This is a genomic window from Myxococcales bacterium, from assembly GCA_022563535.1.
GTDB lineage: Bacteria > Myxococcota_A > UBA9160 > UBA9160 > UBA4427 > DUBZ01.
Genome location: JADFNE010000014.1, coordinates 20,027 through 45,305, shown reverse-complemented (window position 1 = coordinate 45,305; position 25,279 = coordinate 20,027). Strand labels below are relative to the sequence as shown.

Here is a 25,279-nt window from a genome sequence, read left to right as displayed (position 1 = left end):
CTCGCAGCTCTCAGGACAGGGAAAGCATCCGTTCGATCGGAACCTGTGCCCTGACGCGAATCGACTCCTCGACCTCCACCTGGGAGGTGAGGTCTCGCAGTGCCAGGTAGAGCTTTTCGAGGGTATTGAGGCGCATGTAGGGACACCGGTTGCAAGCGCAGCTTTCGTCCATGCCGGGTGACTGGAACAAGACCTTGTCCGGCACTTGTTTCCAGATCGAGTGAAAGACACCGTCCTCGGTCGCGATGATCGACGGGATCTCCGGTGTCTCGACCGCTCGCTTGATGATCCCCGTGGTCGAGGCGATGAAGTCGGCCTGGTCGAGCACCGCCTGATCGCATTCGGGATGCGCCAGAACCTCCGCATCGGGGTGCTGCACCTTGAGTTTCGCCAGACCCTTCGCACTGAACAACTCGTGGACGACGCACGCCCCCTGCCACACGATCAGATCTTCTCGCTTGGCTTGCTTGCCCACGTAGCGAGCCAGGTGGCGATCCGGCGCAAAGATGATCGGGCAATCGCCCAGGTGTTCCACCATTTTGACGGCGTTCGACGAGGTGCAGATCAGATCGCTCATGGCCTTGACTTCGGCCGAGGCGTTGATGTAGGTCAGCACTGCCGCACCCGGATGCTGATCGATGAAGTCGCGAAACGCATCGGCCGGGCATCCGTCCGCCAATGAACAGCCGGCATCGAGATCTGGAACCACCACGGGCTTGTCCGGATTCAAAATCTTCGCGGTCTCGGCCATGAAGTGCACGCCGCAAAACGCAATGACATCACAATCGGCCTGCTGAGCGGCCTGGGCCAAGGCGAGCGAGTCCCCCACCACATCGGCGAGATCCTGGATCTCGGATTCCTGGTAGTAGTGGGCGAGGATGATCGCAGAACGTTCGCGTTTCAGTTCGAGAATCGCGTCCTCGATGTCATGAGGAATGTCGTGCGGTGTAGTTTTGGGTGTAGTTTTGGAGGGTGGTGCGGACATGAACGTGACTTTCCCGTTGGTGTTCACGGACTATTTTGCGGGGAGATTGTAGCGAGTGGGGGGCGGGAAGATCAAAGATCCCAGAAAAAATCCTTGTTCGTGAGTCCCCCCTCGGCCTCGCTTTCCGAAGCCGCCGCCCGGGCGTCGCCCTCCTCGAACACATCGTCGCCGGATTCAATCAGATCGAACTGCTCTTCGAGATCGGCCGTTTCGTTTTGCCAGTACTCCTCAGTTCCGAAATGGGGGAATGCGTCGGGGAACGCCGGATCCTCCCAGCGCTTGGCGATCCAACCGGCGTAGAAGATGAAGCGGAAAGCGCGCAGGGGTTCGATCAACTCGAAACTGCGGTGGTCGAAGGGACGAAATTGTTCGTAGGCTTCGACCAGGCGATCGCGCTGGCGGTGCGCCTCGATGTCGCGCCCCGGGATCATCATCCAGACATCGTGCACCGCTGGGCCGATCATCATGTCGTCGAAATCGAGAAAGGACCAACCCGCGTCGTTGCGCAGGATGTTGCCGCGGTGGCAATCCCCGTGAATTGGAAGCAGTTCAATTCCGCCGACGCGTTCTTCGTACACGCTGACCACCGCTTCGACGACCTCGCGGTAGCGTTTGGCGACGCTCGGAGGCAGAAAGCCACGGTCTTCAAGCAGCGAAAGCGATGCCAGGGGAAGGGTTGCGGCATCGAGGGTTGGACGATGCTTTATTTGAGTCGCCGCACCCGTGTTGTGAATGCGTGCGAGCAGCCGGCCCAGCACGTCGACCTCGTGGTCGGCGAGTTCGTCGGGCGAGCGCCCCCCAGTCCGCGGCCAGATGGCATAGAAAATGTCTTCAATCTCGTGCACGGTTTCGCCGTCGTCGAAGACCAAGGGCGCACACACGGGAATTTCTGCGTCGCGCAGGGCAAAGAGCATCCGGTGTTCGTCGAGGATGGTCTCCCGACTCCAGCGTCCGGGTCGGTAGAACTTGATCACGACCGGGTTTCCTTCTTCGAGACGCACGTCGTAGACCCGGTTTTCCAGGGCGTTCAGTGCCATGCAATGGCCTGTCGTCTGAAAGCCTTCGGATTCGACCGCCTCGAGTACCCGGTCTGGACTGATGCGAAAGAAGAACTCTGACTGTGCCATCAATCAGTAGTCTCCGAGTTCGCTCTCCAGTTGTCGCTCCAGATCTGGATCGATGACGGAGTCACTGGCGGAGTCGTTGACGCTGACCGGTTCAGCTCCGAGCGCAGCCGCGGCATGGCTCCCGGTCGTGAGGCGGCGAAGGATGAGCACGACAACGGGCCCGCCGATCACGAAGAACGCGATGGGGACGACGTATGCGGTGAGTCCCCAACCCTCCGCCCGCGGTGCGGCCAGGAGTACGTCGCCAAAGCGCTCCGCAAGCATCATGCGCACGTCCGCTTCGCTCACCCCCGCTGCCGCCTGGGTGAGGATCCAGAAGCGCAGATCGGTCGCCTGTGGACTCGGACATTCGGCGAGGGTGCGCCCCGGGCAAAACGGGCTCATCAGATCATGCGCCATCGCATAGCTCCACGGGGGAGCGCCTTCGATTGCCGAGGCAGTGCCGGCGCAGAACCCCAAAACGAGCACGGCCCCGACGATCGACAGCAAGGCGGTGCGACGCCCGCGCGAATACCGCACGTTCAGATATCCCACTTCAATTGCGCGGCAGCGGCGGGGTCTTCCCCGCGCACGGCCTGACGTGGTGCCTCGGCGATCACTCGCGAGCCCGGCTTGATCGAACTGGTGATCCAGACGTTGCCGCCGATCACACTGCCGGCGCCGATCACCGTATCGCCGCCCAGAATCGTGGCGCCTGCATAGATCGTGACATCGTCTTCGACCGTCGGGTGGCGCTTGTGCCCTCGGAGCGATGGACCGTCGCGCAGAGAGGCCGCGCCCAGGGTTACACCTTGATAGAGACGCACCCGGTCGCCCACTTCGGCGGTCTCTCCGATCACCACCCCTGTTCCGTGGTCGATAAAGAAGTATGAACCAATCGTGGCTCCGGGGTGGATGTCGATTCCGGTCGTGCTGTGGGCGTACTCGCTCATGATCCGGGGCAGTGTGGGCACGCCCAGGAGGTGAAGCTCATGGGCGATGCGATGGACTGTCAACGCCTGGAGCGAGGGATAGGAAACCGCAATCTCGGTATAGCTCTGAGAAGCCGGATCACCCTGGTAGGCCGCCTCGACATCGAGGGCCAACTTGTTGCGAACCTCGACCAACTTGCTCATGAATTGACGGGTCAGGGCTTTGGGTTCAGCCCCCCCCGGCAGCTCGATTTCGCACAACAGCTGCGCAAGCCCTCGTGCGAGTTCGGGTACTTCGCCGCGCAGGGATTCTTCGTCGCGCTGATACAGGATCAAACGCTTGGCGAATTCAGTCCAGGAAATGGCTTCGGCGGGATCGACGATCCCTCCGCACGCCGCCTGGGAAAGCGCGTCTTCTGCGCACCGGGTGAGGGACTCGACGACGCCTTCGAATTGATCGTCATCACCCACGAGACGTGGCCCGTTCCTTGCTTCTGCGTTCTTGCCCGTCATCGCCTGATCCTTTCTTCACTGGCGCGTCGGACAAGTCTAGCAGCCCGCCCCAAAACCCCCGCCTTCGCCAGGCGACCGCTCTTGGGCCGCTCCCTGGCCCTTCGGAGGCCACATCGGCATCCGCGCGTGGCAGCCCGGATTCGGATTGAGTACCTCTTCTCTGTAGCTCATTTCTATTTTTCATTTTTCGATTCTTCTGAGTGACGCCATGACAGTGTACAGCCACTCGCGCCTCTCCAGCTTCGAGAAGTGCCCCAAGCAGTTCGAGTACAGGTACATCCTCGAGATCCCGTCTGAAAGCGAGGGGATCGAGGCTTTCATGGGCAAGCGGGTTCACGAAGTCCTCGAGCGGCTGTATGAATTCGTCGGGCAAGGTCAGATCCCCTCCCTCGAACAGGTGATCTTCCGCTACCACGCTTTCTGGGACGAAAACTACGACGTCAAGCGCGTGAAGATCGTGCGCCAGGGGACGCCAGTTTCCTTCTACCGCGACCTGGGCGTGCGCTGTATCGAGTACTACTACCGCCGCTTCCATCCCTTCGATCACACCGAGACGCTCGGAATCGAAGAAGAGGTGACGTTCGACCTCGGCGACAAGAAGAGCGAAAAGAACGGCGACGAAAATGACGGCAAATCAACTGGCTACGCCATGCGGGGCGTGATCGACCGGGTTGTGCGGGGATCGGACGGCGCGATTGAAATCCACGACTACAAAACCGGGCGCTACGTCCCGCCCCAAAAGGACTTGAACAACGACCGCCAACTGGCGCTCTATCAATTGGGACTGCTCGAGCGCTACGGAGAAGAACAACCCTATCGCCTGGTGTGGCACTACTTGCAGCGCCGGGAGCAGCGAACCTCGACGCGGACCCCCGAACAGCTGAAAACCCTGCGCAGCGAAACCAGAGGCCTGATCGACCGCATCGAAGCGGCGACGGAATTCCCCGTACGACGCAACAAACTCTGTGATTGGTGCGAGTACAACGAACGTTGCTTCCGCGAGCATCCCCAATGAGAATGTCGCGCAAGCCACTGTCCGCTCCGGGCTGTCGCTCGATCAAAGTGGCGCGCAGGCGATCGTAGAGCCGCAGCTCACGGGGGGTGGTTCGATCTCAACCCCCGCCCTTCCCATCCCGGTGAACTTAATTTCGCCATTCCGTGCTATATGGTGTCCCCCAGAGGGGTCTTCTTGGTCGAGCAAACCGCACAGTTCCAGGAATTGCAAATTCCACTCGTGGCACCGATTCACGGGAACGAGTCTATTTCGGCTGTTCTGGGCATCCCCGAGTGGTGGCCCACCTGCCAGCGCATTGCGATGGTGATCGCCCACGACGCAGATTCCGATCTGCACCACCCTTTGCTCGAACACCTGCAAGACCGGCTGACCAACGAAAGGTTTCTGACCCTTCGCTTCAATTTTCCCTTTGCGGAAGCCCGCGAGCCCGCCAGCGCCGACACTGGCGAAATGCTGATCCGCACCTTCCGCACGGCAATCGCCGCCCTGCACCGGGACCCGACCACCTCCCCTGCCCACGTGTTCATTGGAGGACACGGGCTGGGAGCTCGAGTCGCGGCGCAGATCGCCACGAGCCAGATTCGCATTGGGGGGACGTTTCTGATCAGCTTCCCACTGCACGCGGCAGGCGAGCCGGAGGCCATCAGCGCGGAACAGCTCTACCGCATTACCTCTCCCACGCTCTTCGTGCAGGGAAGCCGCGATCACCAATGCGACATCGGATCCCTGGTCAAGACCGTGCGCCGCATGGGGACGACGACCGAGATCCGCAGTGTGCAGGACGCCGACGCGAACTTTGCCGTCCCGGGAGAATCGCTGCGCAGCAGCGACGAGATCTACGACGAGGTCTGCCAGTACCTGCTCGATTGGAGCGACAAGCACTACAGCGCGATCTAGCGCGATCTGACCTGCCCCTGAGCCTCAATTGACTTTCTTTTGCACCCCTGCCCAAGCTCTGGGCAGTGCTGGCTCGGGGCCTCCTGAGCGAGTTTGCGGCCCCCGTTGAAATGCCACGAATCGTCCGTTAGGGTTCCGGCGCTCTTCAGGGCTCCGGGACGAACCCGTTGCGAGCCCAGTTCAAAATCACAGCAACTCCGGAGGTTTCCCCCCATGAAGGTCATGGTGTGTCTAAAACAGGTCCCGCATCAGGACGCCCGCTTGGAAGTCAACGCCGACGGCACCTGGATCCAGGACAGCAACATCAAGTTCGAAATCAATAGCTACGACACGTACGCGTTGGAGCAGGCGCTTCAACTCAAGGATGCCGGTGAAGCTGACGTGTTCGTCGTTTCCATCGGTCCCGACCGCGTCACCCAGGCCCTGCGAACCTCGCTTGGCATGGGCGCAGATCGAGCCATCCACGTAAACGACGAGGATGCCGACGCATCGGACGTGCTCGGTTGCGCAAAGATCCTGGCCGCAATCGCAAAAGAAGAAAATCCCGATCTCATTTTCACGGGCTTCATGTCTGACGATGGCAACTCATCCGCAGTCCCGGCCATGCTGGCCGAGATGCTCGATATGCCCTCTGCCACCGGCGTGCTCCATGTCGAGGTCGGTGACAGTGTCAAAGTTGAACGCGAACTCGAAGGCGGTGCCCTCGATGTCATCGAGCTTCCGCAACCCTGTGTCGTGGCGATTCAGACGGGCGCCAATCAGGTCCGCTACGCCTCGCTCAAGGGCATCATGCAGGCCAAGAAAAAGCCCCTGGACGTGAAGACCATGGCCGACCTGGGCGTCGCAGATCAAGCGGGCGCCGGTGCGGTCAAGTCCAAGATCGAAAAGATCTTCGTTCCCCCGAAGAGCGACAGCGCGGAGATCCTCGAAGGATCGACCGACGAAGTCGTCGGGCAACTCATCACCAAGATCAAAGAGCTCGGGCTTCTCTAAGCCGACGGAAGAGAGATTTACAATGAGCAGTGTTCTCGTCGTAGCAGAAATCAATGACGGAAAACTACGCGACGCCAGCCTCGAGTTGGTGGCGTTTGCACATAAAGTGGCCGGGGGCAGCGACCGCGAGGTCAAGAGCCTCGTGATCGGGAGTGGCGTCGAAGCCATCGCGAGCGACCTGGCCAGCAAGGGCGGAGGAGAGACCTATCTGGTCGATTCCCCCGAAGCTGCAAACTACGGCGTCGAAGTTTTCCGGAACGCCATCCTGGCGGCGGTCGAGGCGTCTGGTGCAGACCTCGTGCTGCTGTCCAACACGCCGACGGGTTGGGATGTCGCCCCGCGCATCGCCGCCAAACTCGATTGTGCATTCGTCAGCGATTGCACGAACATCGAAGCCAGCGGTTCGGGCCTGACCCTCACCCGCCGGATCTTCAACGGCAAGCTCGACGCCCAGCTGAGCGTCGCAGGCCCAGCGGTCGCCACCGTACAGCCCGGCGCAATGGAGCCCTTCGCAGGTTCTTCGGACGGTGCGGTGAACAAATTGGACGTCGATCTGAGCGGATCCAAGGCCAAGTTTGTCGAGATCAAGATGGGTGAGACCACCGGTATCGACCTCACCAAGGCCGATGTCGTAGTGTCCGGCGGCCGTGGTGTGGGCGACCCGGAAAAGTTCCCGGAGATCATCCTGCCCCTGGCCGACGCTCTGGGCGGCGCAATGGGTGCCTCACGTCCCGTGGTGGACGCCGGCTGGCTCCCCCACGCGCACCAGGTCGGATCTTCGGGTCAGGTCGTGACCCCGAAGCTCTACATCGCCTGCGGCATCAGCGGTGCGATCCAGCATCTGGTGGGCATGAAGGGTTCGAACTACATCGTCGCCATCAACCAGGACGCCGACGCGCCGATCTTCGAAGTGGCCGATGTCGGAATCGTGGCCGATTTGTTCGATATCGTTCCCGCGCTCACGGAGGCCGTCGCAGCCGCGAAGGGTTGACGATTCCGATCACGCGATCGTGAGTTCAGGGCTCGCAAACCAGATGTTTGCGGGCCCTTTCCCTTTTCGATTTCCGTTCTCCGATCGCGTGTGGGGAGAGCAGTGGGCAATGGATGGCACACCCGGAATTCTCTTGAGTTGTGCCCTGGAAAAGCCCCGTGCTTCAAATCGTTGTTGACAATCATCATTGTCACGTCTACGAAAGTACTGGGCGAATAAAACGGCGGGCTACTAGTTCAAGTAACCTAATTGGATTCGCCGGATGTGTCAGATTGGGGGGTCCCCATTCCACGTCGAATTGCCTTCATCAATGAAAAAGGAGGCAGCGGCAAGACGACTCTTGTCGCGAACGTCGCCGCTCACTTGGCGCTTCGGCGCGGCCGGCGGACTCTCGCAATCGACATGGACCCGCAGGGGCAACTCGGCAAGGTTCTGGGTTTGGAAGTGCGTCGCCCCCGGCACAGCGCGATCGAACTTTTGGTAGACAGCATCCTGGGCGAAACCGTCAAGGCTTCGGAGCGACGAGGGGATCGAGACGCGCTTCCGAGGGCACTCCCGGCAATGTCTACACGAATTGCGAACCTCGATGTAATCGTCGCGAACAAGTCCTTGGCGCTTTTTCCAAATTGGACTGGGGGGCTGCTGACCGACGAGGATGCAACGAACCGCCTGGCCCAGACCCTCGACGCAGCCCCCAACACCTCGGACTACGACTTCATCCTGTTCGATGCACCCCCGTCCTTTGGGCCCCTCACGTTGAACATCCTGCGGGCCGTCGACGAGGTGGTGGTTCCAGTCCCCCTCACCTTTCTCGCCCTCGATGGATGCGCCGAAATGATGCGCACCCTGGAAATGGTGCGCAGTCGCTACGACAAACCCGGACTTCAACTCGTGATGGTGGTCCCGATGTTCTATCGCCGCACTCGACTCGCTCACGAAATCCTCAACAAGCTCGAACAGCGCTTCCCGAAAGAACTCTCTTTGGCCATTGTCGGCTACAACGTGAAAATTGACGAGGCCCAGTCTCGCGGCTTGTCGATCATCGAATTCGCGCCCAAGGATCGAGGCGCAGAGGTAATGGCGTCCATCGCCGAGGAACTCGAAGCGAGGCAACAACCCACGAGTTAAAAAAACAGTTGGACGGCCAATTGGCCAGACGAAAGGAGCCCCCCTCATGACTCATGCAACCGACACTGCCATTCTCCACTCGTCCAACTCTCAATCCCGCATAGCGCCCCGGGCGCTGCGCCGGCCCAAGCCCGCACTCGGCTCTGATCCGTTTGCCGTCGACAAAGATGAGCCAGACCCCTTCCTCGAAGGCATGCTGCTCTTGCGTCAGACCGACGCCATGCCAGCGGCGCGCAGGCCTCGAATCGATTCGCCCCGGCGCCCCGCGATTGCGGTCCGCAACCGAACGCAAGTCAAGGAACGCGAGTGGATCGAGGTGCCCGAACTTTCTGAGGTCGAGCTTCCCGATCGAACGAGTTGGGTCGATCGGCTGCTGAGCGACGAGGAACGGCGCCGGATCGCCTCGATTGCCCACCTGGCCGGTGGAGACGCCGCTTACGATCGGTTTGGTCTTTCCGCCGATGTCGTGCGGAACACGCTTCCGATCTTCACGGCGCTCTACCGGATCTACTTTCGCGTGCGCAGCTGCGGACACGAGAACATTCCGAAGCGTGGGCCCGTGATTCTCGCCGGAAACCACGCGGGGGTGCTTCCCTTCGACGCAGCGATGGTGGTGACCGACCTCTTGCTCAAGTGCGATCCGCCGCGCCTGGCGCGCACGGTGGTCGATCGCTGGGCGGGGACATTGCCGTGGGTCAACATCTTCTACGCTCGGGCCGGACAGGTGACGGGAAGCCGTGAGAATTTCGCCGACCTGCTCGCGAGCGGTCAGGCCGTGATGGTGCTCCCGGAAGGCATGAACGGCGCCCTCAAACCCTTCAGCGAGCGTTACCGCTTGCAGGACTTCCGCGTGGGCTTCATCGAACAATCCCTCGCCGCCGGCGCTCCGATCGTCCCGACTGCAGTCGTGGGAAGCGACGACCAGATGCCCGTACTCTTCGACCTCAGCAAATTTGCCAAACGATTCGGCATGCCCATGTTGCCCATCACTCCGACCTTCCCGTGGTTGGGTCCGCTAGGTCTGCTCCCCTATCCGGTTTCCTACGAAATCGTATACGGCGAACCCCTGCGATTCTACGAGCGCTATAGCGCCGAAGACGCTCGTGACCCGGAGCTTCTCCGCTTCTTGTCACGGCAAGTCCGACGCGCCGTGCAGCGGCTGGTCGATCAGCACCGATGAGTTCGATTCGAACCGAAGCGGCGTATGGGTGTCGCATTGCCGTTACCCACGCGGATTCGCCGATCGGTCGGCGCCTGGTCAAGAGCTTGTATCACGACCCGAGCGTCGAGCGCATCGTGGCACTCGGCCCCGGCCCGCCCCCGAGCGTCTTTGACCGGTTTCTGAGTTCCGACGAGCGCCGGCTCACGTATTCGCGAATCGATCTCGCGCGACATCGCAGCATGGCGACCTATTTCAATTCATCTCTGGTCAAGGAAGCGCGCATCGATTCGCTGATCTATGTCCCCGCCCACGGATGGCCGACCACGAGTGTTCCGCCCCTGGCCGGCGGCCTGACTTCGCAGACCGCCGAAGCTCGACTCGTGCTGAAGCATGCACTCGAATTGCGCGATCTCAACAACTTGATCTGTCTGGGCAGTGCGCTGGTGTATCGCCTGTCGCCTGGGAACGCCAACCTGTTCACTGAGTCGAGTGAGTTGGATCTGGCACCGGACACACCGCCGGAGATTCGCTGTTGGGTCAATGCCGACATGATTTTCCAGGGTGAGTTCCAGAACCCCGGACTGCGAGTCGTGCTGCTCCGGTTGCCATCGGTGGTGGGCACAGGCAGCGAGGTCTACTTCAACCCGATCCTGGCGGCGACGCTGAAGTCCCGCATTCGATCCATGGGGTTCGACCCGATCTGCGCCCTGGTGTCGGAAAAGGATGTCGTCCGCGCCATACAACTCGCGCTGCACGGCACGGCCCGAGGTGTGTTCAACATTGCGGGGTTCGAAACCGTCCCCCTGAGCGTCTTTGCCAAGTGGACGGGAGAACCCAGCGTGCCGATCCCCAGCGGATTGATCCCGTTGGCGTCACGCCTTTCAAGCTTCATGGGCGGGAGAGCCAGCGCCACGAGTGCGACCACACCCCACCTCAACTACGGATTCACCCTCGACACCGAACGCGCGCGACTGGAACTGGGCTTCGAGCCGGGCTACCGGATCGCCCCGGGCCCAATGGTCGACGGCCGCTTCCAGTTGGAGAGCGCCCCCATCTAGCGGGCCATCGGTTACACGTCTCTTGCACATCACGCTGATTTGGCTGAGAAATGCGTTCCCAACCGCTCTCAGCTATGCTGCGCGCCCTTTCCCATACGCTGCGAGATCAAGAATCGCGCGGGGAATTGCGATAGGGATAGATCGACGATGCACGGCCCAAAATCACCCCTTACACGAAAAGTGAAGACGAGCGGAAAATGGCACTAGGCACCTCTGACTTCAAGAACGGACTCAAGATCGACATCAATGGCTCGCCCTATGTCATCATCTATTTTCAACACGTAAAGCCCGGCAAGGGCGGCGCTTTCGTGCGCACCAAGATCAAGAACCTGCTCAACGGCAAGACCGTCGACAAGACGTTTCGTGCCGGCGAGAAGGTGAACGAAGCAGATATCGAAGAGAAGACCATGCAGTACCTCTACAAAGACGGCGAAAGCTGCATCTTCATGGACACCAAGGACTACGACCAGATCCCGATCTCGGACGAAGTGATCGGCAACAACGCAAAGTTCTTGCTCGAAAACGCCGAAGTCGATGTGCTCTTTTGGAAGGGAAATCCGGTCAACATTGAATTGCCTTCCTTCGTCGAAATCACCATTGCTCAATCGGACCCGGGCTTGAAAGGCGACACCAGCTCCGGGGCCACCAAGCCCGCTACGCTCGAAACCGGCGCGGTGATCCAGGTCCCACTCTTTCTCAAGGAAGGAGAGAAGGTCCGGGTCGATACCCGCACGGGAGCGTACGTCGAGCGAGTGAATTAGACCTCGACTTGGCTGCTCAGGCTCAACCGCCGAAGGTCAAGCGCGCAATCATTTTGGCGGGCGGCGGCGCCCGGGGCGCCTACGAAGCCGGCGTGCTCAACTACCTGTTCGAGGAATTGCCCAATCGCCTCGGGAAGCCGATCGATTTTGACGTGGTGTGCGGGACTTCGGTCGGCGCCATTCACGCCGCCTTCCTGGCGGCGACGGCAGACCGCGAGAGCGGACGCGGCGATTTGCTGAAGCAGATCTGGGATCGGATGCGGGTCGACGAGATATTTCGCTTCACGACTCGAGACATGCTTCAGATTCCCGGTCGACTGCTCGGCGTGCGACGGGTCGCTCGGCAACTGCGAGAAGGACAGCGTCCGGATCGTCTGTACGGGCTGCTCGACACGCGTCCACTCGAACGCCTCGTCCTCGAATCGATTCCCTGGCGCGGCATTCGCCGCAACCTGCGCGCCGGGCTGCTCGAAGCGGTCTGCGTCACCACCACCCAGATTGCGACGGGGCATGCGGTGGTCTTCGTCGAACAGAAGGAACGCAGCCTGCCCCATTGGGCGAGCCAGGGCAGCATCCGCATGCAACCCATTCGCCTGTCCCCGATGCACACCCTCGCCTCGGCGGCAATTCCCATGCTGTTCCCCGCCGTGCGGCTTGGATCGCGTTACTACGCCGACGGTGGACTCCGGCTCAATACGCCACTGGCCCCCGCGGTACGACTCGGAGCCAATCGCGTGCTGGTCATCGGAACCGGGCGCAACGTCGCCGCGACCGAGTCCGAAGAACTCGCCCAGCAGCGCACCGAAGGCTTTGGCAATCCCTTGTTCCTCGCGGGCAAGGTGTTGAACGCGCTGATGCTGAGCCCGGTCGACTCCGACCTCGCGCGACTTCATCTGATCAACCGCTTCATCAAAAATGGAGAAATGACCTTCGGCGAGGATTTTCTCGAGAAGGTCAATGCAACTTCGGTCGCAACCGGCGACGGGCGTCCGCTGCAGAAGATTCACGATCTGGTGATTCGCCCCTCCCAAGACCTCGGGATCATGGCAGGCCAACTCCTGACCGATTCCCGAAACGAGTTCTCACTCTCACCATTTTTGCGGGTCTTGATGCGCATGCTTGGAACGGGTGCCGAGGCGAGAGAGTCGGATTTACTTTCGTATTTGCTGTTCGACAAGGCCTACGCGCGACCCCTGATCGAACTCGGCCACCGCGACGCCCGGGAGCACGAGGACGAACTCGCCAGATTCTTTTCGGACGACCCGATGTAGCGCAGCTTCACCCTCGGTTAAGCTCCAGCGACCAGGCGGGAGCAAGGAGGGGGCAAGCATGCGGGGAGATCAGCTCGCGCGACAGTGGCAACTCATTCAGCGCCTGGCCAAGACCCGCACAGGCGTTGGACTCGACGAATTGGCCGACGACCTCGACTGCGTCCGCCGCACTGTGTATCGCGACCTCGACGCGCTGATGTACGCCGGCTTCCCCGTCGTGAGCGAAAAGCGGGACAACCGCGTCTTCTACCGTTTCATGGACTCGTTCCGCCTGGGCGACGTTCCCTTTACACCCGATGAACTCCTCGCACTGGCATTCAGCGAAGATCTACTGCGGGTGCTCGAGGGCACGGTATTCCACGATTCGATCCGCTCGGCACTCAGCAAGGTTCGCGCCGGGCTCGGTCCCGAACTCGGCGCCTACTTGAACCGGCTCACCGATTCCTTTCGCGTCCTCCCCGGCCCACACAAACGCTACGAGCAATTGTCCGAGACGATTCGACAGCTCAACGAAAGCGTGCTCAGCCAGACGACCGTCGAGATCGAATATCGCACAGCGCGCAGCGGGCAGAAGAACACCCGCGAACTCGATCCCTATCGAGTCTGGTATCGCAGCGGGGGACTCTACGTAGTGGGTCACGACCACCGGTCGGGGGAGATCCGCACCTTTGCGGTCGATCGGATCCTTGCGATTTCGTCGCTCTCGAAACCATTCGAGGTCGACGAAGCATTCGATTTCGAGGCGTTCATCTCCAGCGCGTTCGGCGTGATTTCCGAGACGCCAGTCAGCGTGCGAATTCGCTTCGATGCCAGCTGGCGAACCCATGTCACGGAGCACAACTGGCACCCGAGTCAGAAGATTGCGGAGCTCGAAGATGGGGGGGTCGAGTTGACGATGGAGGTTGGGGGCAGCGCAGAACTTCGCAATTGGGTGATGTCTTTTGGTGCCGGCGCTGAGGTCTTTGAACCTGCGTCTCTGCGCGACGACGTGATCGCCGAGCTGCGGGCTACTTCCGCGCGCTACTCACCGCGTTAGCCGGGACGCGTCCTCGAACTCGGACTACCAGGTCACGACTTCGATCGGACCGAGAGACTCGAGTTCCGGCAGCAACTTTTCGGCGGGACCCACTACGACGATGGCGGCGCGGTCGGGGTAGAGTAGCTCCTGCGCCAGCGCTTTGACCTCGGGATGAGTCACCTGTTGTATGCGTCCACGATAGGTGTCGAGGGAATCTTCCGGCAGGTCGTAGAGATCGAGATTGACCAGACTCCCCATGACCGCAACCGAGGTTTCGAGACCGAGCGCGAACTGTCCCACGCTGAAGGCCTTGGCGTTGCGCAGTTCGTACTCGCTGATCGGCCGATCGCTGCGGATCGCTTTCACTTCTGCGAGCAATAGATCGAGCATCGGACGCACCTGATTCACCCTGGTAAACGTCGTAACGCTGAAGCGCCCGGGACGTCTGCGCAGCGCGAAGCCCGATCGAATGCTGTAGGTGAGTCCCGCGTTTGAGCGGATGCTCACGGTGAGACGCGACGAAAACCCACTCCCTCCCAAGATGTCGTTCAGCAGCGAGGCGGGGATTCTCCGCGGGTCGCTGCGTCGCAGGCCCTCGTGGGCTACCGCGATTCGCACCTGGGACAGTTCCGGACGGTCCACCACTACGATCTTGCGCGCCGTTGGAACCCGTAGGGGCGGCGCAGCCACCGGGTCTGGAACTGCGTGTCGTGCCCAGGCCCCCAGCGCGAGTTCGACTTGCTCGAGCAGTCGCCCGCTGTCGAAGTCTCCGGTCGCGTAGAAGACTGCGTTGTTTGGGTGGAAGACTCGATCGTAGTAGGAGCGTACGTCAGCCCTTGAAAGCGCACGCACACTTTCCGGCAGTCCCCTACTGGGGACTCCGTAGCGGTGCTCTGGATACAGCGTTCGGGCAAGTTGCCAAGACAGGAGGGTCCTCGGGTTGTCGCTTCCACTCGCGAGACCGGCCAGTTGTTCGTCGCGCGCTTTTTGGATTTCGATCTCATCGAAACGCGGACGCAGTGTGACGTCCGCGACAATTTGCAAAAACGTATCGGCATCTCTCGCCAGGCCCGATGCACGGATGTGGATCGCATCCCAGGAGGCGGCGACGCCAAACGTCGCGCCCAATTCGTCTATCGAACGCGCCATCGCGAGGGCGTTCCGATCTCCAGCGCCGCGCTGCATGACTTCGCTGCAGAGCGCGGCCACGCCCTCCTCCCCCGGCGCTTCGATCGCGATGCCCCTGCGCACGGCCAGCCCAAATGACACGACCGGGCGCGAGTGATCTTCCAACATCAGGATGCGCAGGCCGTTGGGCAGGGTCCGCCGGATCAGTGAACCCTCGGCGATGATCGGGGCTTCCCTCACCGGTGGCGTCGGGAGTTCCCACGCTGGACGTGGCCCGGCACAACCCGATAGCAGCCAAAGCGATCCCGTAATGGTCACCCCCGCGACGAGAACCGATCGAATCTTCATGGGCTTTGCCGCTCGCTTTTATCTGTTTGTTCTGCATGAACAGGAATCATCCGCACGACGCTGCGCTGGTCGTCTTTCACGTAGGTCCGCAGCACGCGTTGCACGTCCGCTGGGGTAACGCGCCGAATTTCCTCCAGGCGGCTCGCCAACGGGCGAACTTTGCCGAATGCCGTAATTTCAATTCCGATCCGGTTCGCCAGTGCGTGGTTCGTGGCCAGACTCCCGACCAATGCGACCTCGAGCTGGCGCGTCGCCTTGGCGACCTCCTCCTCGTCGACCCCCTCCTCTGCCATGCGACGGATTTCCGAAAACAACAGTGACTCTGCTTCGTCAATCGAGCTGTCCGGACGCACCCCCGCGCTCGCGTAGAACATCCCGGCCTGGTGGTATTCGATGTAGTACGCCCTGGCGTGAGTTGCGAGCTGTGCATCGTAGACGAGGGATCGGTAGAGACGGCTCGACCGTCCGCCGGATAAAATCTGGCCCGCCACATCGAGGCTCGGCCCGTCTTCGTGACCCGTGGGCGGCGCGTGCCAGGCCGCAATCACCATCGGGGCCTTTACATCGAATTCGATGGTGGCGCGTCGCTCGCCCCGTTGTTCGGGCTCGACGGTCGGAGTGCGGACTATTTCGGGGCCGCGGGGAAGCGCGCCAAAGGATCGTTTGATATGTGAGAGCGTTGCTTCTGAATCGAAGTCGCCGACCACGACGATGATGAAGTTGTTTGGCGCGTAGTACGACTTGAAAAACGCGCGACAAGCTTCGACCGTCACCGCCTCGATATCGCTGCGCCAGCCGATGACCGGCCTTCGATACGGATGGGCCTTCCAGAGCAGCGCGGAAAGGGCCTCGGAGGCGCGACCCCTGGGACTGTCCTCGGACCTGAGTCGTCGTTCTTCCAACACGACTTCGCGCTCGCTGGTGAGAGAACGGTCGCCAATGTTCAGATTGCCAAAGCGCTCGGCTTCGAGGTCGATCACCAGGGGCAGTGATTCCGAAGTCACATCCTCGTGATACACGGTGACATCGCGGCTTGTAAAAGCGTTGATCCGCCCGCCGCGAGATTGCACCCACTGGGCGTGTTGCTCCGGGCCGAGATTCTTCGATCCCTTGAACATCATGTGCTCGAACAAGTGCGCGAGCCCGGTGTACCGGGTCTCGTCCACAGAACCTACTTGTACCCAGACCTGGAACGAAACCACCGGAGTTCGGTGATCTTCGAGTGTGTAGATCTTCAGCCCGTTGGGAAGCAGCGTCTCCCGAAGCCGCTCAATCGGATCGGCGAGATCGCTCAATTGGGCCATCTCTTGGGCCATCTCCTGGGCATAGACGGGGTGAAGGGGATACGGAGTGGCGATGACCAGCCCGCAGAGCGTGGCCGTAAACAGGCCTAGCAGTCGTTTTTTCCTGAGAACACCGCTGGGGGCGTCCCGTCGCCGACATTTGCGGTTCGTCTCGTGCTGCGCAAAACCCATGGCGCGATACCGTATCGAGGGTGTCGACCGATGTCGACCGTCGCGGTCTAAATATCTGCGACGTCGCATTGACCCAACAGGGATATTCTCGCATGTCGGATGACGACCGAGAGTTGAGAGAAGTTCTTCGCAGCGCCAAAATCATCGCGATCGTCGGAATCAAGGAAGACGAATCCGAAGATGCCCACCGCATCCCCAAGTACATGCAAGCCCAGGGAGCGCGAATCATTCCGGTCAATCCCCAGGCTGGGGACATCCTCGGCGAAAGAACGTACGGAAGCCTTTCTGATGTCGATGTGCCGATAGACCTCGTGAACTTGTTCCGGGCGCCAGAAAATATTCCCGAACACGCTCGGGAGATCCTTGAACTGCAGATTCGACCGAGGGCGGTGTGGATGCAACTGGGGATCTATCACGGTGCCGCTGCCGCGGAGCTACGCGCGGAAGGAATAACCGTGATTCAGGATCGCTGTATCATGGTCGAACACCGGCGACTGTTCGGTGCCGAAGCTTCCCACTCCGGCTAACCGCCCGACAAAAAGAGACACCCAGCACATGGCCCCCCGCAACGACGATTCGAACCTGGTCTACTCCTCGGACCACGGCCGCATGTGTCCGCATTGCGGCCTGCCGAGCAAGCGCTGCGTGTGTCGCAAGAACCCCCGCAAGCTCGACGTCGCGCTCGACCAGGGCGACGGCATTGTTCGGGTGCGGAGAGAAACAAAGGGACGCAACGGAAAGACCGTGACAACCCTCACCGGCATTGCACTCCCGGAAGCAGAACTCAAAGAATTGGCCAAAGATTTGAAGCGACGTTGCGGCGGCGGCGGCTCGGTGAAGGAAGGAGTGATCGAAATCCAGGGCGACCACTGCGATGTATTGGTTGAAGAACTGAAGAAGCGCGATTTCAAAGTCAAGCGAGCCGGCGGCTGAACGCGTCGCTGAAAACGCAGCGACCGCCCCTGCGTGAGTGTCGAGAGTTGACGCTCACGGTTCTCTGCAGAGAACGAACCAATTCCCCAGATCCTTCCCGTCGCGCGACGCTGACCCGATGGTCACGTGCTCGGAAACCCGGCGCAGGGTATCGACCATGAAGCCGTAGACGAAGCGCGAGAGACCTCGTTCATTGCTCTTGATTGCGGGCCATCCGGCGGGATGGCAGTCGGGCAGGCGCCGGTAGTCGACGAGCACTTCCCCCCGTTGCTCATCTTCGGTGGCCACGAAGTAACCCGGGCCGGTAACCGGGGACATGGTCTGAAAATTGAACCCCATCAATTCCCCCGGCGCTGCTGGGTTGCGATCGGGAGCTCGCGAAAACCGCTTCTCGAACTCGGTGAACAATGGAAGAGAGTTCTTGCCGTAGTGCCGCACGACTCCGAGGTCTTCAACGCTCGGAGGAACCAACTCTACCAGTCGAACCGGAGCGAAGCCTTCGACAGCGTCGTACAGCCTGCGCTGTTCCTTCCCACCCATCCCACGAACCGCTCGGACGCGATCTTCTCCGGAAAGAGAGTCGAGAAATTGAGCCACATCGACAGTCTTTATCGTGCTTTCACGCAATCGGCCAACTAGTTCTTCAGCGGCGCTGTGGATCTCGGTCGCGGACATGGGGCACCTCCTGGGGATTCAGGGTACCGTCGATTGCTCGCAGATTGAAGCGTCATCAGCTCGCAAGTGCCGAGACTGACTCCCGCGCGGCCCCAGCACTCCGAGAGGTTGTCGGTTGGACTCCATTCGCAGGGCGGCGAGACCGCAGCAGGCAATCGGTGGGCTGTTGATCGCCGCGGCGTTCATGCTGTTCTTTCGCCTGGGCGCCACGGACCTCTGGGCTCCGGACGAACCGCGCTTTGCAGCCGTAGCCGAGGAGCTCCGATCCTTCGAACACGGCTCCACCGGCCTCGTGGTGCTACATCTAAACGGCGCCCCCTATACCCAGAAACCCCCGCTCTACTACTGGATGGCCGCCCTGTTCGGCGCGGTTCCCGGACGCGTCACCGAATTGGCCGCGCGCCTGCCCTCCGCACTGGCCGGAGTTGGATGTATCTGGCTCACCCTGCAATTTGGAACCGCACTCACGCGAAGCCCTGTCGCTGGCATGATCAGTGGTGCGGTGTTGCTTACGGTTTTTCGCTTTGCCCATATGGCTCGCCGCGCACAACTCGACATCGTCTTGACCTTCTTCGTGTTGCTGGCTCTCTACGCGCTCTTTCAACTGGACCGTCAAGTCGATCTCCGACGACGTCGAGTTGAAAACCCCAACGGCGCCGAGGGTGAACGCAGTCGCTGGTTCTATGCACTTCACATTGCGCTGGGTCTGGCGCTGCTGACCAAGGGACCCGTGGCACTCTTGCCAATCCCGGCGTTCGCCCTGTACCTGGCCTGGCAGGGGAAGTTGCGAAACTTCCGACAAGTGTTTCCGGCGCGAAGCTTTGCCATCTCTCTAGGACCAGCGGTTGCTTGGCTTGCACTGGCGACCGCAATGGCTCCGTCGGGTTTTTTCGACCAGGCCATCGTCCAAAATGTGTTTGCTCGATTCTTTTCCGGCACGGCACACGTCCGCCCGTTTTCATATTTTTTCATTCACTTCCCCCTCGAGTTCCTACCCTGGTCGTTGTTGTGGCCCTGGGTTGGGATCCAGGTCTGGCGCACAGCCACACGGGAATCGATTTCCGTGCAACGAAACGGAACGCGACTTCTAATCGTGTGGGTGGGACTGTGCTTCGCCTTCTTCTCGCTCTCGGCGGGCAAGCGCGGCCTTTATTTGCTGCCGACCTACCCGGCTGTCGCGATCCTCTGTGGCGCCGCGATCGACGAGTTTCTAGTGCGGCGAAACCAATTGCCGCGAGTGGTCTGGGCCACACTGGCTGGAGTCGCAATCGCCGCGTTGGGGTTCGGCGCGTTCGTCTGGGGAAACGGGGGAGCGGCCCTGCCCAGCTACCCGGGCTTCGCGTTGCCCGCCGCATTCGGTTCGATCTTGCTTGTCATCGCGACGTTCAGCCTGGCCGCGAGTTTGTTGTTGATGGCGCGACGAGCGTCTCCGCTCGTTCAGTTGAGTGCGCCGCTCGCGGGAATCTACCTGCTGGAAGTCCTGGTCTTCGCGGTCGCCTATCCCGCCTTTGACGATGAGAAATCTCCCAGACCAATTTCTCGGGCCGCAGCGGTCTTGAGCGAAAGCGGTTCTCCAATCGGCGTGTTCGATCATCCGGCCCTGGCGGGTGGCATCGCGTATTACTCGGGACATCCCGTAGTCAACCTGCGCAGCGAGCAGAGTCTGCGCGATTTTCTCGACTCCGGCGGTCGCAATATCATCGTCAAGCAAACGAAAGTGGATCAAGTACCGCGGGTGGCAAAGTTCGAAGTGCGCGCGCACTCGCGCAGTGGTGAGCGCAAACTGGTGGTCATCAGTCCGTCCGGGACCCAACCACCTCCGGTGGCCGTCCGCTGACGACTCCCCGAACTTGATTCGCGGCGATAGACGATGAAAAACAGGTTTAACAATGGCACCGTGAGTGCTTGATTTATGTAGCGTTTCCGGCGGTCGGGCTATCGGGAATTGCGCGTTTTCGCTAGTGTCACGGGGCACGCTTCGGCGGTGAGGCTCGAGTCGGAAGTCGGATGAGACAGGCGACGGACGAGAGTCGAGTCCCATGTGCGCCGCCGGGGAGACTTGAGCTGTAGCCGATCAGACAGACTTTGCTTGGCCTTTCGGCCAACAGGCTCAGGCTGTAAACGCTGAAATCAATCGCCAATGCCAATGGAAGTGTGAAACGTTCATCGATTTACCTTGAACGGAATTGCGCCGGAGCACCACCGCAGAGATGCGGAGGGGACAATCGACCGGAGTAAGGCGCCGTAACAAGCGCGTTAACGAGGAATGGGGAGGGAATGAACATGGGCGAAGTCGCGATACTCAAGATCGGTGACCAGACAATTGAACTCCCCATCTTGATTGGTTCCGAGGGGGAGCAAGCGATCGACATCACCGGACTCCGCGCCGAAACCGGTTTGACGACTTTCGATCCGGGCTTCGCGAACACGGGCTCGACCAAGAGCGCAATCACCTTCATCGACGGGGACAAGGGAATTTTGCGCTACCGCGGCATTCCCATTGAAGAATTGGCCGCCAAGAGTTCCTTCCTCGAAGTCGCCTACCTGCTCATGAAGGGCAACCTTCCGACGAAAGATCAGCTCGATACCTTCAAGGAATCGATCCAGCGCCACACCATGCTCCACGAAGACATGAAGCGCTTTTACGGCGCGTTCCCCAAGGACGCTCATCCGATGGCCTCCTGTTCGGCCGCTGTGGGTGCGTTGTCCACCTTCTACCCGGATTCCCTCGAACCTCGAGACAAAATGCAGGTGGAAATTTCGTCTCACAGGCTCATCGCGAAACTCCCGACCCTGGCCGCGTACGCGTACAAGCATTCGATCGGTCACCCATTCATGTACCCGCGCAACAGCCTCAGTTACGTCGGCAATTTTCTGCACATGATGTTTGCGAACCCGTGTGAAGACTACGAACCGGATCCGGTAATCGAAAAGGCAATCGACCTGTTGCTGATCCTGCACGCGGACCATGAGCAAAACTGTTCAACCAGTTGCGTGCGACTCGTGGGTTCGTCGATGGTGAATCTGTTCGGTGCAATCGCCGCGGGGATCAACGCGCTATGGGGTCCGCTGCATGGCGGAGCCAACCAGGCCGTGATCGACATGCTGGCCGAGATTCGCGACGAAGGAATGAGCGCCAAGGAGTTTGTCGAGCGCGCGAAGAGTCGGGACGACACTTCGCGGCTGATGGGTTTTGGTCACCGGGTCTACAAGAACTTTGACCCCCGGGCCAAGATCATCAAGGCGGCCTCTCACGACGTTCTCAACAAGTTGGGCGTTCACAGCAAGCTGCTCGAAATTGCCGTTGAACTCGAGGAAATCGCACTCAAGGACGAATACTTCATTGAGCGCAAGCTCTACCCCAACGTCGATTTCTATTCTGGCGTGATCTACAACGCGATCGGAACTCCGTCGAACATGTTTACGGCGTTGTTCGCAATGGGCCGTCTGCCGGGCTGGATCTCCCAGTGGCTGGAACTCCACCAGTCCTCAGACTTCAAGATCGCGCGCCCGCGACAGATCTACACCGGATCAACCGTGCGCAGCTACGTCCCCATCGACGATCGCTAGCGTCGGGTACGAGATCTGTGACAACCCTATGGCTCGACGGCCGCTTGGTTGATGAGAACGACCCAGCGGTCGCCCGCCTCGTCCAGCAATCGAGTGAAAGTACGCCCAGTTGCTACACCACCGCCCGGGTGACGGCGGGCCGAGCACATCACCCCGATCATCACGCGCGCCGGTTGCAGCGGGACGCCAAGGCGATCGGCCTCGGAGCATTCGATCCTTCATTGGTTTTTCGTGCCTTCGAGGATCTGGGCCGAGCGGCTTTCGCCGACGGAAGTGGAATCGTCAGAATCGAGGCCCTCTCGAGGGCGCGCAGCCCGGGTACAAGCCTGCTGGCCACGGCGCGCGCCATCGGCCCCGAGAGTAATCGCTGGACCGCAATCACCGCACCCATGAGCCACCACGGCCCCAGCTCGCTCTCGGGAGCCAAGCTCACCCATCAGAAAGTCTACGAAGAAGCGCGCGCGGCTTCGACGAATGCAGGCGCGGATGAAGCGCTGCTCTACGACGGGAACGGACACCTCGTTGAAGGCGCAAGCACAAATTTGCTGATCGTCAATCGTGCGGGAACCCTTGCAACTCCGGATCTTGCGCTCGGCGCGATCGCGGGGATCGCGCTCGACATCATCTCGGAGTGCACTGCCGAACTCAGCATTGCGACCCTCGACAAGGGCGACATCGCCGACGCCCGGGAGTTGATCGCCGTCAATGCGGTGCGGGGTGCTGTTTCAATCGTCCAGCTCGACGGCCGCGAAATCGGCAGCGGTACACCGGGCCCCTGGGCAGAGCGCCTTGATGCTCTTCTCGCGGATACTCATTAGGGAGCGGCAAGCCCGGGGGCAGCCTTGCTCTGGACCTTCCGCAGCGGCGTGACGAAGGCCTGCCCCCAGACGAAGTTTACCGTGTAGGTAAATTGAGTTCGGCGTCGGTCCACTGTCCCAAGATCCCCGTCTCGATCCCCAGACCGGGCAATGGGCGGAACAACAGGCTGCCTCCAAGCTGCGCATAGCGATCGAGGCGATACAGCGGATCGCCGCGCTCTCCCAGCAAGCTGCTGCCTCCGAAATATGAGGCGTGCAGTCTGCCCCGAATGGTCTGGCTGAGCGGCGTCGTCAGCGCTGCGGATGCTTCCCACCCCGTCCCTGTCTGGCGCTCGATTCCGCGCCCACTCTTGATGCTGTAGAAGAATCGACCGGCGAGCCGCAGTCCATCGATGCAGCCGCGATCGCAGCGAGATGATTTGCCGATGGGCCCTCCGAATGAACCGCCAACCATGAAAGACAGATTGTGTTCGAGCCGATCGCTGGTCGAGATCTGCCCTCCCGCATGGTTCCAGATCAACTGGCCGTCGAGCCAAAGCCTTTGCTGGATTAGCCGCAGCTAGTTCGCCGAAGCAATTTCGAACTCTTCCGCCCACATGCCGGTTTCCCGGACCCGCCAATTGATCCAAAGATCCTGCTTCACTCGATCGCGATCGACCCTGAGTTGAACGCCCTGTTCAGCGCGACCGCGCAGTTTGTTCGTATCGTCGACCAGCGCATCGTGGATCCAGTGGGTTGGGTAGATCGTTCCCGCGACGAGATGCACCCTTGGCGACGGTGAAAAGCCGATGCGAAAGAGCGGCTCCGCAACATTCAGCCGCTTCGAGTCCCCGAAGTCTTCTCCGAACAACCCGCCCAACTCGAGCTGAAGACGCTCGTGGGCCCGGTAGCGGAACCGGATCGGAAGCAGAACCCCGAACAAGGTTTCCCCTTCGACCACGTCGAGCCCGAAGAGCTCCATGTTCTTGAAGTAGACGACGGATTCGACAACGAAGTCAACCCGGCCGACTTGCTCGGCTGAGACCGTATCCGTATCAAACGGATCGGACGTGCCCGTCGGAATCCCGGTATTGCGTCCGAGGACGCTACTGCTGGAGATGGTCGAGAACTCTTCCGCCTCGGCGTTCCTGGCGACAGTCGAGAACGACAACCATCCACAGACGAGGGCTGAGACGGCAAACCGTCCCCATGAAAGCTGCGCCCTGCATTCGAGCCGACGCGCAATGGTGTTCGCCGAGAGTCCCACGTAGGTGCACCGTAGCGAGAACCGGCACCCAGCGACGCTGGGCAAAGCACTGAGACGTACTCATGGGTAAAGCGCCGCAGCCGAGAAACGGAAGCCTCGAAGTATGCGAGAAGCCTCGACCCCCAGCTTCAAATCGTGCCTTCGATTTAGTGGAGCATGCGGCTGGGAAAAATCTCCGCCAGAATCTGTTTGTTCGCGAGGGTTTCGCAGCCCGCTTCGGCCAAACAGAAGTTGATGTCGAATTTCGGTTCTTTGGCCATCGGAAACTCTTCGATGAATTCCTCGAGCAAGCGATTGAACACCACCTGGCCACCTTCCATATTGAGGTCCGCCAGGTGGATCACTGCCCGTTCTCGCGTCATGCGATAGATCCCGTCTTCCACTCGTAAGGCGCTGCGTAGATAGTCCACGAACTCGGAGAACAGGAGGCTTCCGACCTCGGCAGTGATTCCGACGACAACGGAACTCACGTTATGGGACTGCGCAAGTTCGGCAATGCGAGCCAACAGTTCGCTGAGTTTTCTGGGATCATCGACAGTCGAATCAGACATCACATCTTCAATCATAGTACCCAGCTTATCGACCTCGAGACTCCCAATCTAAAGACATCGCAATGGACTTCGAGCCTCGATCGGCCGATATGCGCGGCGTTTTCCCGTCGAGAATGGCCCCATGGGGGCCCCGGGCTGGAGCCTGCGGGTGTCCTGCAGCGGGGCCGGAGACTGGATGCTAACTACTGGCACCTGCAAGGGTAAATCAGGGAGCACGGACGATGCGGGCAGTTCAAATTTTTGCGGCGATGGATACCGAGCAGGCCGAGGCCTTTTTTCGCGAAATTGCAGAAAAATCGCCGGGCAGCTTCACCCAGGCCGTCTACGCCGCGGCGGCGGCGTTCAAGAGCCGTCCAAAGTTCGTGATCAAGCAACCCTTCGCGAGCCGCGCTGCACTGGTGCGCAAGGCCCTGTCCCGGGTCAACAACAATCCCGTAGCCGAAGAAATGCTCGCAATCTACTTTCTGGAATGCAGGAAGGAGATCCTCGTCGAATGGCTCGACGCCCTGGAGATCGATCACGAAGACGGAAGCCTCAAAGAAAACAACCCTCCCGAGCCAGCGGCCAAAAAGCTCCAGGGGACCATCAAGGAGTTTTGCGGAAAGGACGACAACCCCGACCGCCAACTCCTGTTGAAGGCTTTTGCATCCCAGGACGCCATCGAGTGGCCAATACTCGATTCGCACATCGAGCAGCTCTGAGCCA

26 protein-coding genes are annotated in these 25,279 nt (G+C 60.6%); 16 read left to right on the top strand and 10 right to left on the bottom strand.

The features are described 5' to 3' along the window. Nucleotides 1-10: 10 nt before the first annotated feature. The 4 genes from nadA to IH881_06595 form a co-directional block, all read right to left on the bottom strand. On the bottom strand, nt 11-985 hold the full coding sequence (gene nadA, locus IH881_06610) for a quinolinate synthase NadA (GenBank protein MCH7867352.1): 975 nt from the start codon (nt 983-985) through the stop codon (nt 11-13). A 71-nt stretch (nt 986-1,056) separates the two neighbouring features. After that, nucleotides 1,057-2,112: a serine/threonine protein kinase gene (locus IH881_06605; GenBank protein MCH7867351.1), complete on the bottom strand. Its 1,056-nt coding sequence runs from the start codon at nt 2,110-2,112 to the stop codon at nt 1,057-1,059. Between the two features lie 3 nt (nt 2,113-2,115). Then, nucleotides 2,116-2,631, bottom strand: coding sequence for a cytochrome c-type biogenesis protein CcmH (locus tag IH881_06600; GenBank protein MCH7867350.1), 516 nt, complete (start codon nt 2,629-2,631; stop codon nt 2,116-2,118). 2 nt (nt 2,632-2,633) lie between these two features. Continuing rightward, nucleotides 2,634-3,536, bottom strand: a complete 903-nt coding sequence (locus tag IH881_06595) for a hypothetical protein (protein MCH7867349.1) — start codon at nt 3,534-3,536, stop codon at nt 2,634-2,636. Nucleotides 3,537-3,744: 208 nt separating this feature from the next. Between IH881_06595 and IH881_06590 the strand changes: the two genes are divergently transcribed. The 10 genes from IH881_06590 to IH881_06545 all read left to right on the top strand — a co-directional run bounded on the left by IH881_06590 (nt 3,745) and on the right by IH881_06545 (nt 13,848). Further along, nucleotides 3,745-4,551, top strand: coding sequence for a PD-(D/E)XK nuclease family protein (locus IH881_06590; protein MCH7867348.1), 807 nt, complete (start codon nt 3,745-3,747; stop codon nt 4,549-4,551). 174 nt (nt 4,552-4,725) lie between these two features. Continuing rightward, the gene (locus IH881_06585; GenBank protein ID MCH7867347.1) at nt 4,726-5,448 is read left to right on the top strand and encodes a hypothetical protein; all 723 of its coding nucleotides are present in this window, start codon (nt 4,726-4,728) and stop codon (nt 5,446-5,448) included. 213 nt (nt 5,449-5,661) lie between these two features. Next, nucleotides 5,662-6,441 (top strand): electron transfer flavoprotein subunit beta/FixA family protein, encoded by a 780-nt coding sequence (locus IH881_06580; protein MCH7867346.1) that lies wholly within the window; start codon nt 5,662-5,664, stop codon nt 6,439-6,441. A 22-nt stretch (nt 6,442-6,463) separates the two neighbouring features. After that, on the top strand, nt 6,464-7,432 hold the full coding sequence (locus tag IH881_06575; GenBank protein ID MCH7867345.1) for an electron transfer flavoprotein subunit alpha/FixB family protein: 969 nt from the start codon (nt 6,464-6,466) through the stop codon (nt 7,430-7,432). A gap of 285 nt (nt 7,433-7,717) precedes the next feature. After that, on the top strand, nt 7,718-8,560 hold the full coding sequence (locus tag IH881_06570) for a ParA family protein (GenBank protein MCH7867344.1): 843 nt from the start codon (nt 7,718-7,720) through the stop codon (nt 8,558-8,560). Between the two features lie 46 nt (nt 8,561-8,606). Continuing rightward, the gene (locus IH881_06565; protein ID MCH7867343.1) at nt 8,607-9,740 is read left to right on the top strand and encodes an acyltransferase family protein; all 1,134 of its coding nucleotides are present in this window, start codon (nt 8,607-8,609) and stop codon (nt 9,738-9,740) included. Further along, the gene (locus IH881_06560; protein ID MCH7867342.1) at nt 9,737-10,780 is read left to right on the top strand and encodes a hypothetical protein; all 1,044 of its coding nucleotides are present in this window, start codon (nt 9,737-9,739) and stop codon (nt 10,778-10,780) included. Before IH881_06565 ends, IH881_06560 begins: the two co-directional genes overlap by 4 nt. Nucleotides 10,781-10,977: 197 nt before the next feature. After that, nucleotides 10,978-11,541, top strand: coding sequence for an elongation factor P (efp, locus tag IH881_06555; GenBank protein ID MCH7867341.1), 564 nt, complete (start codon nt 10,978-10,980; stop codon nt 11,539-11,541). An 8-nt stretch (nt 11,542-11,549) separates the two neighbouring features. After that, entirely contained in the window at nt 11,550-12,812 is a 1,263-nt protein-coding gene (locus IH881_06550) for a patatin-like phospholipase family protein (GenBank protein ID MCH7867340.1), read from the top strand. A gap of 58 nt (nt 12,813-12,870) precedes the next feature. After that, nucleotides 12,871-13,848, top strand: a complete 978-nt coding sequence (locus IH881_06545; protein ID MCH7867339.1) for a WYL domain-containing protein — start codon at nt 12,871-12,873, stop codon at nt 13,846-13,848. A gap of 24 nt (nt 13,849-13,872) precedes the next feature. Here IH881_06545 and IH881_06540 read toward each other — a convergent pair whose 3' ends face one another. Both IH881_06540 and IH881_06535 read right to left on the bottom strand, forming a co-directional pair. Then, nucleotides 13,873-15,306 carry an insulinase family protein gene (locus tag IH881_06540; protein MCH7867338.1) on the bottom strand — a complete coding sequence of 478 codons (1,434 nt, stop codon included), beginning with the start codon at nt 15,304-15,306 and terminating at the stop codon, nt 13,873-13,875. Next, nucleotides 15,303-16,781: an insulinase family protein gene (locus tag IH881_06535; protein MCH7867337.1), complete on the bottom strand. Its 1,479-nt coding sequence runs from the start codon at nt 16,779-16,781 to the stop codon at nt 15,303-15,305. Before IH881_06535 ends, IH881_06540 begins: the two co-directional genes overlap by 4 nt. 92 nt (nt 16,782-16,873) lie before the next feature. Between IH881_06535 and IH881_06530 the strand changes: the two genes are divergently transcribed. Then, nucleotides 16,874-17,308 (top strand): CoA-binding protein, encoded by a 435-nt coding sequence (locus IH881_06530; protein MCH7867336.1) that lies wholly within the window; start codon nt 16,874-16,876, stop codon nt 17,306-17,308. Nucleotides 17,309-17,336: 28 nt separating this feature from the next. Then, nucleotides 17,337-17,714 (top strand): translation initiation factor Sui1, encoded by a 378-nt coding sequence (locus IH881_06525; GenBank protein ID MCH7867335.1) that lies wholly within the window; start codon nt 17,337-17,339, stop codon nt 17,712-17,714. Between the two features lie 54 nt (nt 17,715-17,768). On the opposite strand, the gene IH881_06520 is transcribed toward IH881_06525, so the two are convergent. Continuing rightward, a complete protein-coding gene (locus IH881_06520; protein ID MCH7867334.1) occupies nt 17,769-18,389 on the bottom strand; it encodes a hypothetical protein in 621 nt (206 codons plus the stop codon). A gap of 115 nt (nt 18,390-18,504) precedes the next feature. Between IH881_06520 and IH881_06515 the strand changes: the two genes are divergently transcribed. The 3 genes from IH881_06515 to IH881_06505 all read left to right on the top strand — a co-directional run bounded on the left by IH881_06515 (nt 18,505) and on the right by IH881_06505 (nt 22,777). Further along, nucleotides 18,505-20,226 (top strand): glycosyltransferase family 39 protein, encoded by a 1,722-nt coding sequence (locus IH881_06515; protein ID MCH7867333.1) that lies wholly within the window; start codon nt 18,505-18,507, stop codon nt 20,224-20,226. A 446-nt stretch (nt 20,227-20,672) separates the two neighbouring features. Then, nucleotides 20,673-21,959, top strand: coding sequence for a citrate synthase (locus IH881_06510; protein ID MCH7867332.1), 1,287 nt, complete (start codon nt 20,673-20,675; stop codon nt 21,957-21,959). Between the two features lie 17 nt (nt 21,960-21,976). Continuing rightward, nucleotides 21,977-22,777 carry an aminotransferase class IV gene (locus IH881_06505; GenBank protein ID MCH7867331.1) on the top strand — a complete coding sequence of 267 codons (801 nt, stop codon included), beginning with the start codon at nt 21,977-21,979 and terminating at the stop codon, nt 22,775-22,777. 76 nt (nt 22,778-22,853) lie between these two features. Here the strand turns inward: IH881_06505 and IH881_06500 are convergent, their stop codons facing one another. From IH881_06500 to IH881_06490, 3 genes are all read right to left on the bottom strand, one after another. Continuing rightward, the gene (locus tag IH881_06500; GenBank protein MCH7867330.1) at nt 22,854-23,297 is read right to left on the bottom strand and encodes a hypothetical protein; all 444 of its coding nucleotides are present in this window, start codon (nt 23,295-23,297) and stop codon (nt 22,854-22,856) included. Nucleotides 23,298-23,336: 39 nt separating this feature from the next. After that, entirely contained in the window at nt 23,337-24,023 is a 687-nt protein-coding gene (locus tag IH881_06495; GenBank protein MCH7867329.1) for a hypothetical protein, read from the bottom strand. A 146-nt stretch (nt 24,024-24,169) separates the two neighbouring features. Continuing rightward, nucleotides 24,170-24,574, bottom strand: a complete 405-nt coding sequence (locus IH881_06490) for a hypothetical protein (protein MCH7867328.1) — start codon at nt 24,572-24,574, stop codon at nt 24,170-24,172. Nucleotides 24,575-24,795: 221 nt separating this feature from the next. Between IH881_06490 and IH881_06485 the strand changes: the two genes are divergently transcribed. Further along, nucleotides 24,796-25,275 carry a hypothetical protein gene (locus IH881_06485; GenBank protein MCH7867327.1) on the top strand — a complete coding sequence of 160 codons (480 nt, stop codon included), beginning with the start codon at nt 24,796-24,798 and terminating at the stop codon, nt 25,273-25,275. The last annotated feature ends 4 nt before the right edge of the window (nt 25,276-25,279 follow it).

Excerpts from the sequence above, each read along its gene's own strand:
- nadA (MCH7867352.1), bottom strand. The coding sequence starts at position 985 with ATGTCCGCACCACCCTCCAAAACTACACCCAAAACTACACCGCACGAC.
- IH881_06605 (MCH7867351.1), bottom strand. The coding sequence starts at position 2,112 with ATGGCACAGTCAGAGTTCTTCTTTCGCATCAGTCCAGACCGGGTACTC.
- IH881_06595 (MCH7867349.1), bottom strand. The coding sequence starts at position 3,536 with ATGACGGGCAAGAACGCAGAAGCAAGGAACGGGCCACGTCTCGTGGGT.
- IH881_06590 (MCH7867348.1), top strand. The coding sequence starts at position 3,745 with ATGACAGTGTACAGCCACTCGCGCCTCTCCAGCTTCGAGAAGTGCCCC.
- IH881_06580 (MCH7867346.1), top strand. The coding sequence starts at position 5,662 with ATGAAGGTCATGGTGTGTCTAAAACAGGTCCCGCATCAGGACGCCCGC.
- IH881_06575 (MCH7867345.1), top strand. The coding sequence starts at position 6,464 with ATGAGCAGTGTTCTCGTCGTAGCAGAAATCAATGACGGAAAACTACGC.
- IH881_06565 (MCH7867343.1), top strand. The coding sequence starts at position 8,607 with ATGACTCATGCAACCGACACTGCCATTCTCCACTCGTCCAACTCTCAA.
- IH881_06560 (MCH7867342.1), top strand. The coding sequence starts at position 9,737 with ATGAGTTCGATTCGAACCGAAGCGGCGTATGGGTGTCGCATTGCCGTT.
- efp (MCH7867341.1), top strand. The coding sequence starts at position 10,978 with ATGGCACTAGGCACCTCTGACTTCAAGAACGGACTCAAGATCGACATC.
- IH881_06545 (MCH7867339.1), top strand. The coding sequence starts at position 12,871 with ATGCGGGGAGATCAGCTCGCGCGACAGTGGCAACTCATTCAGCGCCTG.
- IH881_06540 (MCH7867338.1), bottom strand. The coding sequence starts at position 15,306 with ATGAAGATTCGATCGGTTCTCGTCGCGGGGGTGACCATTACGGGATCG.
- IH881_06535 (MCH7867337.1), bottom strand. The coding sequence starts at position 16,781 with ATGGGTTTTGCGCAGCACGAGACGAACCGCAAATGTCGGCGACGGGAC.
- IH881_06530 (MCH7867336.1), top strand. The coding sequence starts at position 16,874 with ATGTCGGATGACGACCGAGAGTTGAGAGAAGTTCTTCGCAGCGCCAAA.
- IH881_06525 (MCH7867335.1), top strand. The coding sequence starts at position 17,337 with ATGGCCCCCCGCAACGACGATTCGAACCTGGTCTACTCCTCGGACCAC.
- IH881_06520 (MCH7867334.1), bottom strand. The coding sequence starts at position 18,389 with ATGTCCGCGACCGAGATCCACAGCGCCGCTGAAGAACTAGTTGGCCGA.
- IH881_06510 (MCH7867332.1), top strand. The coding sequence starts at position 20,673 with ATGGGCGAAGTCGCGATACTCAAGATCGGTGACCAGACAATTGAACTC.
- IH881_06490 (MCH7867328.1), bottom strand. The coding sequence starts at position 24,574 with ATGTCTGATTCGACTGTCGATGATCCCAGAAAACTCAGCGAACTGTTG.
- IH881_06485 (MCH7867327.1), top strand. The coding sequence starts at position 24,796 with ATGCGGGCAGTTCAAATTTTTGCGGCGATGGATACCGAGCAGGCCGAG.